The 12,238-nt window shown below is 57.8% G+C and carries 12 protein-coding genes; 7 read left to right on the top strand and 5 right to left on the bottom strand.

Annotated features, from left to right (window positions below):
* Positions 1-57: 57 nt before the first annotated feature.
* Entirely contained in the window at positions 58-681 is a 624-nt protein-coding gene (locus tag Q1A85_RS16620) for an HTH domain-containing protein (RefSeq protein WP_299691912.1), read from the top strand.
* Positions 682-686: 5 nt separating this feature from the next.
* On the opposite strand, the gene Q1A85_RS16625 is transcribed toward Q1A85_RS16620, so the two are convergent.
* On the bottom strand, positions 687-1,808 hold the full coding sequence (locus Q1A85_RS16625; protein ID WP_299691915.1) for an aminotransferase: 1,122 nt from the start codon (positions 1,806-1,808) through the stop codon (positions 687-689).
* Between the two features lie 191 nt (positions 1,809-1,999).
* A complete protein-coding gene (locus Q1A85_RS16630; protein ID WP_299691918.1) occupies positions 2,000-3,562 on the bottom strand; it encodes an ABC transporter substrate-binding protein in 1,563 nt (520 codons plus the stop codon).
* Between the two features lie 214 nt (positions 3,563-3,776).
* Between Q1A85_RS16630 and Q1A85_RS16635 the strand changes: the two genes are divergently transcribed.
* Entirely contained in the window at positions 3,777-4,187 is a 411-nt protein-coding gene (locus tag Q1A85_RS16635) for a hypothetical protein (RefSeq protein WP_299691920.1), read from the top strand.
* Positions 4,188-4,269: 82 nt separating this feature from the next.
* Complete coding sequence (locus Q1A85_RS16640) at positions 4,270-5,286, top strand: hypothetical protein (protein WP_299691922.1); 1,017 nt, start codon at positions 4,270-4,272, stop codon at positions 5,284-5,286.
* Positions 5,287-5,467: 181 nt separating this feature from the next.
* Here the strand turns inward: Q1A85_RS16640 and Q1A85_RS16645 are convergent, their stop codons facing one another.
* On the bottom strand, positions 5,468-6,430 hold the full coding sequence (locus Q1A85_RS16645; RefSeq protein ID WP_299691925.1) for an IS1595 family transposase: 963 nt from the start codon (positions 6,428-6,430) through the stop codon (positions 5,468-5,470).
* A gap of 102 nt (positions 6,431-6,532) precedes the next feature.
* On the opposite strand from Q1A85_RS16645, the gene Q1A85_RS16650 reads away from it, so the two are divergent.
* Both Q1A85_RS16650 and Q1A85_RS16655 read left to right on the top strand, forming a co-directional pair.
* On the top strand, positions 6,533-6,763 hold the full coding sequence (locus tag Q1A85_RS16650) for a DUF6471 domain-containing protein (protein WP_299691928.1): 231 nt from the start codon (positions 6,533-6,535) through the stop codon (positions 6,761-6,763).
* 1 nt (position 6,764) lies between these two features.
* Positions 6,765-7,619: a hypothetical protein gene (locus tag Q1A85_RS16655; RefSeq protein WP_299691932.1), complete on the top strand. Its 855-nt coding sequence runs from the start codon at positions 6,765-6,767 to the stop codon at positions 7,617-7,619.
* Between the two features lie 178 nt (positions 7,620-7,797).
* Here the strand turns inward: Q1A85_RS16655 and Q1A85_RS16660 are convergent, their stop codons facing one another.
* Positions 7,798-8,718, bottom strand: coding sequence for an AraC family transcriptional regulator (locus Q1A85_RS16660; RefSeq protein WP_299691934.1), 921 nt, complete (start codon positions 8,716-8,718; stop codon positions 7,798-7,800).
* 128 nt (positions 8,719-8,846) lie between these two features.
* On the opposite strand from Q1A85_RS16660, the gene Q1A85_RS16665 reads away from it, so the two are divergent.
* Together Q1A85_RS16665 and Q1A85_RS16670 are read left to right on the top strand one after the other, a co-directional pair.
* Positions 8,847-9,683, top strand: a complete 837-nt coding sequence (locus Q1A85_RS16665; RefSeq protein WP_299691937.1) for a cysteine hydrolase — start codon at positions 8,847-8,849, stop codon at positions 9,681-9,683.
* 126 nt (positions 9,684-9,809) lie between these two features.
* On the top strand, positions 9,810-10,253 hold the full coding sequence (locus tag Q1A85_RS16670) for a DNA starvation/stationary phase protection protein (RefSeq protein WP_299691940.1): 444 nt from the start codon (positions 9,810-9,812) through the stop codon (positions 10,251-10,253).
* Between the two features lie 287 nt (positions 10,254-10,540).
* Here the strand turns inward: Q1A85_RS16670 and Q1A85_RS16675 are convergent, their stop codons facing one another.
* Positions 10,541-12,118, bottom strand: coding sequence for an ABC transporter substrate-binding protein (locus tag Q1A85_RS16675; RefSeq protein ID WP_299691942.1), 1,578 nt, complete (start codon positions 12,116-12,118; stop codon positions 10,541-10,543).
* Positions 12,119-12,238: the final 120 nt, after the last annotated feature.

Below are 12,238 nucleotides of genomic sequence, written 5' to 3' on the forward strand. Positions count from 1 at the left end.
ACAGCAGGCCTACAGACCCTAATATGACATCTCCTGTCATATTTGAGGATGGTGCCCATGCGCGCCGCACGATTGCTGCAAATCCTGCTCCTGCTGCAAAACCGGGGCCGCCAGACCTCGGGGCAACTGGCTGCGGAACTTGAGGTCGCACAGCGCACGATCCTGCGGGACGTGGACGCCATGACCGAAGCCGGGCTGCCGATCATCGTGCATCAGGGCAATCGCGGCGGGATCGAACTGGGGTTCAACTACCGCACCCGCCTGACCGGGCTGGCCCGTGACGAGGCCGAGGCGCTGGGCCTGATCCTGTCCGCTGACAGCCCGATGATTTCCGCGCTGGGGCTGGGTCACGCCGCCAACCGCGCCCGGGCCAAGCTGGTCGAAAGCCTTCCCGACAAAACCCGGATGATCGTCAAGGACCGGATGGCGCAGTTCACCCAGACCCCACCGGCACCTGTGGATGACGCGCGGGTCCTTGCGGTGTCACGGGCGGTGCGGGCGCGGACCATCATCCGCCTGCGCTTTGCGTCCCCGGCCGAACAGGTGATCCACCCGGTTGGTCTGCATCTCGACGGGGCCACATGGCACGTGCAAGACGCGCGGGCGGGTTGCCGGATTGCGATGGCGGATTGGGGACGCATCAACGTATCGGCCAAACGGTTTTCGGTGCCGGACGGCTGAGGCGCTCAGGGATGCTGCGCCAGAAACCCGGACAGCCGCGCCAGCCCTTCGCGCAGGATGTCCGGGCTGTTTGCATAGCCGATGCGCAGATATCCTTCCATGCCCATGGCAGACCCCGGCGTCAGCAGCACGCCGGTCTTTTCCAGAAGCGCCACGCACACCGCCTGCGATGGCACGTCGATGTCGTATTTCAGCAGCGCGGTTGTGCCTGATTTGGGCCTGATCCAACTGATCCGCGGCTCCGCCGCCACCCATGCCGCCAGCGTGGCAAGGTTGCCGCGCGTGATCTGCTGGCTGCGGGCCAGCACCCTGTCCTTGTGCTCCAGCGCCAATGCGGCGAAATGATCGTCGATCATGCCCACCGAAATGGTGTCGTAGTCGCGGTGTATCGTGATGTCTTGGATCAGGTGTTGCGGTGCTGCGATCCAGCCCAGCCTGAGCCCCGCCAGCGAAAACGCCTTGGACATGCCTGCGGTGCTGATCCCCTTGTCATAGAGATCGGCAATGGACGCGGTGATCCCGTTGCCGGTCTGATCCGTGCCGCGATAGACCTCGTCACACAGGATGTACGCATCCGCCGCGCGCGCGATTTCCACGATCTGCATCATCATCTCCCGGTCGATCAGGGCACCGGTGGGGTTGTTGGGATTGGTCAGCGCGATCAGCTTCGTGGCGGGCGTGACCATGGCGCGCAGCGCCGCGATGTCAGGCAGCCAGCCGTGCGCTTCGGTCAGGTGCAGCGGTTCGACATCCGCGCCGATGCTGGCGGGGATGGAGTAATGTTGCTGATAGGTCGGCACCACGGCGACCACATGATCCCCCCGGCTGACCAACGTCTTGTGAACCAGCATATTGGCCCCGATCGTGCCATGGGTGACAAGGATTCTGGCCGGGTCCTGATGTGCATAAAGCGCGGCAATGGCCTGCCGCAGCCGGGGCGAGCCTTCGATGTCGCCATAGGTCAGCTTCATGGGCAGCAGCGCGCTCAGGTCCGTATCGTTTTGTCCAGCCAGCGCCAGCAACTGCCGGAGCGTCAGGCTCTCTACGCAGGTCTCCGCAAGGTTCCAGTCGCATTTCGTCTCCCATGCGTTCATCCACAGCTCGACGCCAAAGGGTTCAATCCGCATGTCCGCTCTCCGGCTTGTGCAAGGGCTCGTCGCAGTTATCGCAAGGCGCAAAGCAAAGGGCCAGACGCAGGTCCGGCCCTTCTGGATGTTTTGTGTGGCGCGGGGCTAATTGTTGCCAATTGCTTAATGCGCCTCTGTAACCCATTGATTTTGGGTGGGCTGGATGGTGTCCCAGCATGGGACACCCCCGATCAGTTCACCGTGACCCAGCGCAGAATAAAGAAGTTGTCGGGCCGCTGGGTGAGCTCAATATTGGCCGCCGCCCCCCAGACCAGAGGCTGCACATACATGGGCACATAGGCCACCTCATCCTGTAGAATTTTGGTGGTCTCATCCAGCATTGCCTGCCGCTTGGCGTCGTCGATTTCCGACTGGATCATGGGCAAAAGTTCATCCACCCGCGCATTTGAAAAGCCTCCGAAATTCCAGCTGCCCAACTTCTTTTCCTCATTGGGCGTGGCGGCAAGAAAGCGGATCGGATGCTCCGCATCAAAGGTGCCCGGCGACCAGCCCAGCAGGTACATATCATAATTGTCGGCCCGCAACTCGGGCCAGTAATTCTGGACCGGCATCGCATCCAGCACGGCGGTGATCCCCACCTGCGCCAGCATCCCTGTGACCGCCTGACAGACCGCCTCATCGTTGAGATAGCGGTCATTGGGGCACTTCAGCCCGAACGAAAATCCGTCGCCGTAGCCCGCTTCGGCGAGTAGGGCGCGGGCGCGGTCCGGGTCAAAGGCGGGCCGGTCCGCCCGCGCGTCCGAAAAGCCGCGCATCGCGGGGCTGACCAACTGGCTCGCAGGTTCCGCATTGCCGCGCATAATGGTTTGCAGGATCGCGGGGACATTGACGGCGTGGGCCACGGCCTGCCGCACGCGGACGTCCGCAAACGGGTTGGCCCCGTCTACGTCCGACGAGTATTTCAGCGCCTCCGCCTCATGCGGGAAGCCCAGCATGATCACCCGCGCTTCGATCCCTTGGATCAACTTGACGCTGTCATTTCCGGACAGACGCGCCGCGTCCTGGATCGGCACCGGGTTGATCAGGTCCACGTCCCCCGACAAAAGCGCCGCCACGGCGGTGGCCGAGTTCTGGATCGGCGTCAGTTCGGCGCGGGTGATGTTGTGCGTGGCCGTATCCCACCAGCCCGCATGGGGCTCCATCACGGTGCGCAGGCCGGGTTCCCGCGTGGTGACGCGAAAGGCTCCGGTGCCGTTGGTGTTGAGCGTGGCATAGTTGCCGTTTTCCTTGTCGGGCAGGACAGCGTTGTTTGCCTCGGCCCAGCCGCTGTCCATGATCATCCAGTTGGCGATGCTGTCGGGAAAGATCGGGTTGGGGGCAGAGGTCATGATGTCGACAGTGTAGTCGTCCACCTTGATCACCTCGGAGACGGGCGCAAACCAGCTGCGCGTGTCCGACGCCTCGTCGCTGGCGCGCTGGTACGAGAATATCACGTCATCGGCGTTGAAATCCTCACCGCCATGGAAGGTCACGCCCTGCCGCAGATTGAACCGCCAGCCCATCCCGTCGCCGATAGGCTCCCACGAGGTGGCAAGCGCAGGCTCAATGGACATGTCCCGGTCCCGCCGCACGAGGCCCTCGTAGACGTTGTTGAGAAAGCCCAGAACGGCGGCAGAGTTCACCGCGTGGGGGTCCATGGTCTGCGGGTCGGTTGTTTCGGCCCACTTGAACTCTTCCGCAAGAGCGGGTGCCGCGCCGATACACAAGGCGACGGGAAGAACGTATCGGAACATGGGGTATCCTTTTCGCTTTAGTGGCAGAACTCTGAGGAACACTAGAGCCGAGCACGCGCGGAAAGGGAAGGGGTAGGGACTGAGGATGGGGTCAAAGGTCGTTCAAAGGGCAGACGCTGTTTGGGTGGTCGGTTTGCGCAGGAAAGCGGCCTTATGTATCAAACGCACCAACAATCTAGCTGAACAATCGGGCCGCGTGAATCCATAATGCGGCATGGAACACACGATATTCGGACTGATCAAAAAGCGCGGCGAGATAGCGGGACAGCACAAGGTCGCGCAGAAGGCCGCGGATGCCCTTAAGGCCGATCTCGACGCCGTAGATCGCACGCTGGTGCTGTGCGGCTATCAGGACGATCCCAAAGCCATAGCGCCACGCGGCAAGTATCGGCAGCTATTCGGGCGAAACGAGTTGAAGCTGACAATCATCAACATGCTGCGGGAAGCGCCTGCGGATGATGAAACGATAACCGCGCAGATCATCGCAGCGAAGGGCTGGCACGCTGACGACGCGTTGCGGGCAGATGTGCTAAAGCGGGTGCGTCACGCCATCCAGCGCCAGCAGAAAGACGGGCATGTGGTGCAGGACTTCGGGCCGGATGGGTGTTTGTGGCGGCTGGGCTAAATATAGCGTCAACCTTTACTCATTGCCTCTAATCTTGTGTGTGATACTCAGTTGAAAAGGCAACATCTTTTTGGGGAAGCGCATGACGATTGAAGAAAGATCTGATCTTTTCAAGGCAATTGAGGCTGATAGAGGTTCGAAAGTAATTCTTTATGCAACAGGCAACCGGCCAAATATGGAAGCCCAGATTGCAAACGATGCTTTTGACTATTTTGTCCATCATCTTGATAAGATTTGGCCTGAAGAAACAAAGAAAATTTCCCTAATTTTGCATACCGCAGGCGGTGACAGCGCGGCGGCATGGAGAATTATTAACCTCTTGCGCATATTTTGTGATGATCTCGAAGTATTGGTACCTAATCGTGCTCACAGTGCGGGAACTCTGATCAGCTTGGGGTGTGATCGAATAGTGCTTACGAAACAAGCAACTCTAGGGCCCATAGACCCCAGCCTTAGCGGCCCGCTGTCGCCTGCTGTGCCGAACAACCCAAATCAGCGAGTGCCTGTAAGCGTTGAAGCGGTGCAGGGGTATTTAGACCTGGCGAAAGAAGAGCTGGGGATAGCAGATGGCCCAGCCTTGTCTCAAGTTCTTGTCAAGCTGACAGAACAGGTGCATCCGCTGGTTCTGGGACAGATTTTTCGAAGCCGGAACCAGATTAGAGCGCTTGCAGAAGGCTTGCTTGAACACCAAGGCGTTAAAAAAGACGACAGCGACAATATCGTAGATTTTCTATGTTCAGACTCAGGCTCACATGATCGAACAATTAACCGGCGAGAGGCCGCAAAGCTGGGACTGAACGTCGAAAAACCATCACCGGAATTGTACAAACTGATGAACGATTTGTACGAAGACATTGCAAAGGATATGCAACTGAGATCGAAGTTTGACGCGATGCAAGAGTTGGGTGGACAGCCACAGGCAAATTTTGAGTGTCAGCGTGTTTTGATCGAGAGCGTGGCTGGGGGGAGCACTCAACAGTTGACTAAAGGAAGCATTCGTTTGATACAGAACCAACAGCAAATGGCCCCAAATATGCCACCTATGACCGTTACTGGTACGGAAGTTGGCGTAACATTTGATGGGTGGGAGCAGAAATAGTGGACCAATTCATAGTTGTACCTCTAAAGAGTGATGAGAGCGCTATGCCGATCTACGGTACAGGAGTACCCCAGACTGCTACCGTTAATACAAGCCACTATGTCACTGATTACCAGGACGTTCGCCTAGACGACTCAAGCAGATATGCGACCGTGCCGATGGTACTTGTGGACAACTTGCGCTAAGCCGCTCGCTGCCAGTAACCCTTCCACTGGCGCGACACTGGCGACCCCATGGCGTTGCTGACGATGATCTGAGCCAGCGTCCCGTTGTCGGTGCGGCGGTTGTCTTCCAGCCAAGCAGCGTGGTTTGCATACTGGTGCAGATATTGCGGGCTGACGTGGTGGTGCTGGCCTTGGACCATGCGGCGCAGTCGGGAAAAATAGCTTTCGACCATGTTCGTGTGCTTGCCGTGGTCACTGTATATCTCGGAGTGGTTCACGCGGTCGACATGGTACCCCATGTGCAATTCATCCCAATGGCTGGCTTCATCGGCTGACATAGTGGACAAGCGGGATACGTTCTCGCTTGCCAGCGCAACGCCTTCACCCTCATTTAGGGTAACAAATGGCAGGGTGCGGCCCTCACGCTCACGCATGGCAATAACAACGCGGCGCTTGCCTGTCTGGTGGCGCTTCAAGCGGCGGTCTTTGCGGTCGGCCTTGGCATTCTCAGGGCGGATATGACCGCCAAAGTAAGCGCCATCAATCTCAACATGACCTTCCAACACTTCGCCTGTGTGGACTTCCAACGCCATTGCTTCGCGCAGCTTGTGGGCCAACACGAAAGCGGTCTTGTATTGGCAGTCCAGATCACGGGAAAGCTGCACCATAGACACGCCCTTGGATGCGTTCACGATGATGCAGATCGCGGCTAGCAGGTCCACGAAGTCCATCTTGCGGCTGGCGAAGATCGTGCCGCTGGTGACGCTGAACTGGTGGTGACAGGCCTTGCATTTGAACTTGCGGCGCGTGATGATCTTGTAAGCCTCGTCAAAGCCACAGCAGGGGCATACCGCCTCGCCATCCGTCTCAGGCCAGCGCATCTGACAGAACGTCTCGTAAGCCGCTTCCTCGCCCGCTTTGTAGATCGAGCGCAGGCTCAGTGTGCGGGATGCTGCGGAAAGGAGGAAGTGTTGTGCCATTGTCATTACCTATGATGTCTATACCCTATAAACAGGGGTTACACATCATCATTACAAGGGCTATATCCCTATAAATAGGGTTTTATCCACTGAGGTAATGAAATGCCAAAGGCACAAACGGACGCGGAATGGTCGGACCGAGCAAAGAACTTGCTACGTTCTGAACTAAAGAGAAAGGGTGTGACTTATGCCCAATTATCTGATTTACTTGAGAAAATAGGCGTTCAAGAGAACGAAAAGAACATTGCGAACAAGATTAGCCGTGGTGTGTTTACAATGGCTTTCTTCCTGCAATGTATGGCTGCAATCGAGGTCACAGAATTGAGGCTCTAAAATGGTTTCTTATGACGTGAAAGAGGAAGGCGACAGGTTGATCATCACGCTTGATCCCGGCCAGCCAGTTGAACTGACTGACTTGGCAGACAGCTTTGCGGCCCTTTCTCGCATTTATGAGCGCCACTATCGTAGCGGTTCGGATGATGCGCCCCGTCTCTTTGTGACCAAGCTCGAAACCGGGTCAGTCATAGCCGAGATCGCGCCTTACGGTATTATGATGGGCGGCATCGCCATGATGGATGGCGGCATGATCGTGACCGATTTTGCCAATCGCGTTTGGCGCGGTATTAGCTATTTCACTGGAGGGGGCAAGGACACAAAGCTGCTCGAAGCACCCTCCAAAGAAGACGCCGCCGACCTCAAAGAGTTCACACGACCATTGGTCGGAAAGACGGGCGCAAGGCTTGGCATCAAGCAAGCCAGGTATGAAAAAACTGACGGTGAAAAGAAGACAGTTGTTGAGTACAAATTTGATGAAGCTGAATTGAACAAGGCGTCAGTCAACATAGACAAGGCGCTGGCCCTGCCTGCACCGAAAAAGCCTGAGGAAGAGGACCAAGACGACAAGATACGCTCAGAGGTGATGCTTTTTCTTGAGCAAGCCAATCGCGGCCCCGGCAAAGAAAGAGGCCGCACTGGCGACAGGGGGCGTGTGCCTGATATTTCAGACAAAGTGCTGCCTGTCTATTTTAGGCAAAGCATCCAAGGGCTGAAGGAGAAGATGCTACAGGGCAAGGACAACCCATTCGCAATGGTCTTTGTGGTGGATATCTACGCAACTCGCATGGACGATGAGATCAAGGGCTACACCGTCACTGAAATTCACGACAGCTTTGAACGAGACGACGAATAGCTTGGTGCGTTTGATACATAAGGCCGCAGGAAAGGGACATTGCAAAGTCTGAGTACAATATCCGCTTTCAGCCCAAAGTACTAATTGCTGCGATTGGAACGAATGTCGGTTTTGGTCTATTCGCGCGGCTCAGCGCACATCTGAAGCGTTAAGACCGGCAAAAAAAGCGGAACCACGGTCAGGATTTTCTTACGTCCTTGCGAAATGCGCCGGGACTATCGCCGGAAGTTGCTTCGAATGCGCGGCTAAAGGCACTCCGGCTGGAAAACCCGACAGTTTCAGCCACTCGTTTGATGGGCAAATCTGTGTTGCGCAGCAAGTCGCCCGCTTTGCGCACCCGCAGACTGCGCAGCAACTCCATCGGCCCTGCGCCATAGGCTTCGGCAAATCGCTTGGCAAAGGCGGCCCGGCTCATGCCGGCAATGTCCGCAAGGGATTCCACGGAATACGGATTGCCCGGGTTGTCCAGCATTGCGTTCAAAGCCTTCCAGAGCATCGGGTCGCGCAACGCTGCCATCCAGTCCAATGGCCCGCCCTGCTCTGTTATCCTCTTGCGCATCATAACGATCAGCGCTTGCATCAACAGAACCCGGATCAGGGCACGGCTGCCCACGCTTGGCTCGCACACTTCGTGCATCAGCGTGTCAACCAATGCCATGAGGTCGCTGCCGGGTTCGGCGCGTGTCACCAGCGGTTCGCGGATCAGGTTGACCACGTCCGTGGCGCCCATCAGCCCGATATTGACGTGCGCACACAGTGCGATCAGGCGGCTGGCGCCGCCCTCACTTTCATCAGGGGCAGACTTGAGAACTTGCGCGAGGTTCAGCGCAGCAGGTTTGCACGATGGTCCGGGCACGATCACCGCGCCATCATTCAAGACCTCGTGGCTGTTCAGCGATGGGATCAAAACCAAGCTGCCCTTGGATATCCTGATCGGAGCCTGCCCCCGCATCGTGATCTGGCCCTGGCCGCACAGAATATAGTGCAGGGTCACCGCGGCATCTGGTTTGAGGCCAACATGACATGTCCCATGGATTTCACAGACCGCAAACGGTTCCGTACGGATGTCGAGTTGATCGAAAATGTGGTCGTAGCTCATTGCGGGACTTTGACCGTAAACACCTTTGCAGTCATGTAAATTTTCGTGATCGGTCCAATTCAAGACGAAAAAGCACACAGACTATCGCACGAAGGGCTTCTCGATAAACACAAAGAAAGAACGACCCTATGTGCAATTGTGATGACCACGATCATGGCGACAGAAAACTGTCTCGCCGTCAGGCTTTGACCACCGGGCTGGCCGGGACTGCGGCGGCTGCAGCAACAGCGCTTGGCGGAACCGCTCAGGCGCAAGAGGCAGCCAACCCCTATGCCGAACCGGCAGAGCCCGGACTGCCACCCTCTGACATGAAGCTCGACCTGAGCCGCGCGGCCCTCGTGGTGACCGATCCCCAAAATGACTTCCTCAGCCCCGACGGGGTAACCTGGGGTGTCATCGGCCCATCCGCCACCGAACTGAACACGGTAGAAAACATCGAAACACTGTTCCGCACGGCCAAGGAACACGACATCACGACCGCCGTGTCGCCGCATTACTACTTTCCCACCGACCATGGTTGGAAGTTCGAAGGCGCCTTGGAAAAACTGATGCATCAGATCGGCATGTTCGACCGCAAGGGCCAGCTGAATGTTGACGATTTCGAAGGCTCGGGCGCGGACTGGCTTGAGCGGTACAAGCCCTACATCAACGACGGCAAGACCATCGTGACATCCCCCCACAAGATGTACGGCAACGACACCAACGATCTGACGCTGCAGCTGCGCAAGCAAGGCGTGGATCAGGTCATTCTGGCAGGGATGTCGGCCAACCTGTGCACGGAATCCCATATGCGCGAACTGATCGAAAACGGGTTCGAAGTGGCGGTCGTGAAGGACGCGACGGCTGCGGCGCAACTGCCGGAAGGTGATGGATACCTGGCGGCCCTTATCAACTTCCGCTTCATCGCCAACGCGGTCTGGAGCACCCAAGAAGCTGTGGCGCAAATCAACGCGGCCGCGCGCTAAACCAACCCTTTCCCCAGGGGGCTCTGATCCAGATCAGAGTTCTGCCGTACCCGCTATCCACATGTGAGATGGCGGGCACGGTCACAGTCTTGTTCGCGCAAGCCTACAGAAATCAAAGGACAAAGAATGAAATCAAACTCAGTCAAGGAAGACACGATCAGGGCAGTCCTCGGCAAGGTTTTCCGCCTCTACCTGCAATCCCAGTGCTATCATTGGAACGTGGAAGGCCCGAATTTCCACAATTTGCATGCCATGTTTGAGGTCCAATACCAGGCGTTGAATGGGTTCCTGGATGCGGTCGCAGAGCGGCTGCGTGTTCTGGGTGTGAACGCACCCGCATCGTTGGATGAGCTACTTGCTGGCGGCGAGGGACCCCAATTGTCTGCGGCCAAGACTGCCAATGAAATGCTGGCGAACCACTGCGCTGATTTCTTGAGCTTCATCGATACTCTCCGCAATGCAATTCAGGTTCTAGCTGATGTCCGGGACGACGGCACAGTCGGAGTTCTTACCGACATTCTAGAATGGAGCGAAAAGCAGCATTGGATGATGTCAGCCGCTGCGAAATAGAGGGCGGTACTGTATTGAGGCGCACAATTCTGCCTAAATCAGATTGAACACCAGAAAAGAGTACAGTTGGAAAGGTGGGCGCCAAGCCGACATTGGCGCAGCCGCCGCGAAAGTACGCTTTGTCCCGCAATACGGACGCAAAAAGCGCTCAAGATCAACGACTGCTCCGGCATGAAACCCGATGTCTGCGACGCACAACCCTGCTGCCGAACCCTTGTGCCACTCGCGAGGGCAACAAAAAAAGGCGGCACTTTTCGTGCCGCCTTTCCCAACGCGTCGTGCGCAAATCAGTTCATCGTAAAATACTTCACCTTCGGTTGATCCTCGGGATCAACCTCGATGCCCACGCCGTCGGCCATGCCCCAGTTCAGGACCTGGTGGTGGATGGGGATGTAGAGCGCTTCGTCCTGCACCACGCGCCAGATGTCGGCGATGTCGGCGTTGCGGGCCTCGAGGTCGGTGTTGGAGGCCAGTGACTTGATCTTGGCGTCGATCTCGTCGTTGTCGAACCCGGTGCCGTTCCACGTGCCGACATCGCTTTCACGTCCGTGGACGAGGAAGTTGAAGATGTACTCGGAATCGTAGGTCGGCACACCCCAGCCCAGCATGTAGAAGTCGGTCTTGCCGTCTGTGATCTTGGGGAAATGCTGTGCCTTGGGGATCGCATCAAGGTTCACCGTGACGCCAATCTGGCCCAGCATCCCAACAGCGGCCTGACAGATCGCCTCGTCGTTGATGTAGCGGTCATTGGGGCAGTCCAAGCGGATGGAGAAGCCGTCGCCATAGCCTGCCTCGGCCATCAGCGCCTTGGCACCTTCGATATCGGTGCTCGACTCACCATCCATCTCGGCCGTCCAGCCATTGACAAACGGCGGCGCAATCATGCCCGCAGGCTCGGATTGGCCGCGCATGACAACCTGACGGATGGCGTTACGGTTGATGGCCATGGACATCGCCTTGCGCACGCGCACGTCGGCGAGGGGGTTCTTGCCATCGACGTTGTCGGCCTCCAGATCATCCGCGCCCTGGTTCATACCAAAGAAGATCACGCGGTTCTGCGGCGCCTGCTTGACGGTCAGACCCTCGGCTGCGTTCACACGTTCGAGGTCCTGCACCGGCATGTCCTGAAGGAAGTTCACTTCGCCGGACAGCATCGCGGCCACGCGGGTCGCGGCGTTTTGGATGGGAGTGTAGACAATTTCGGACACTTCCATCGGGAACTGGTCGCGACCCCAATAGGCCTCGTTGCGGGTCATGACGGTTTTAACGTCAGGCTCGCGGCTGGTCAGGGTGTAGGGACCCGTGCCGTTGGCGTTCGTGGTGGCATAAGTGATCTCGCCGCCCTCGAAATCCTGCACGTTCACGGTGTTGTTCGCCTCGGTCCAGCCCTTGTCCATGATGAACAGGTTGGTCAGGTTCGAGGGCAGGATCGGGTTCGGCCCGTCTGTCACGATCTCGACGGTATAGTCGTCAACGGCGCGCACTTCGGTGATCGAACCGATCAGTTCTTTCATGTCCGAGTTTGGCTGCTTGGCCCGCTCAAAGCTGAATACGACGTCCTCGGCGTTGAAATCTTCGCCGCCATGGAACTTGACGCCCTCACGCAGCTTGAACACCCAGACGTTCGGATCGTCGGTCTTGGGCGCCCATTCGGTCGCCAGCGCGGGTTCAAACGCGCCGGTGACATCACGGATGATCAGCGGTTCGTACATCTGGTGGCGGATCGTGTGCGTCGGCCCTTCGTTCTGGGCGTGGGGGTCCAGCGTCAGGGCGTCGCCCGCGCGCGCCCACTTGAGCGTCTCGGCGCTGACAAGGCCGGTGGATCCCAGCAGCAGCGCAGTCGAAAGCAATGTGGTGAATCTCATGGAAGTCTCCCCTTTGGTTGTTTGGCGAGAGTGTTTGCCACCCGCGCGCGTTTGTCCACCAGTTAGGTACGGCTTGCGAATTCGCTAGGATGCGCCGCACATTTTTTGGCGGCGTGGGCT

The sequence above is a fragment of the uncultured Tateyamaria sp. genome (assembly GCF_947503385.1).
Lineage (GTDB): Bacteria > Pseudomonadota > Alphaproteobacteria > Rhodobacterales > Rhodobacteraceae > Tateyamaria.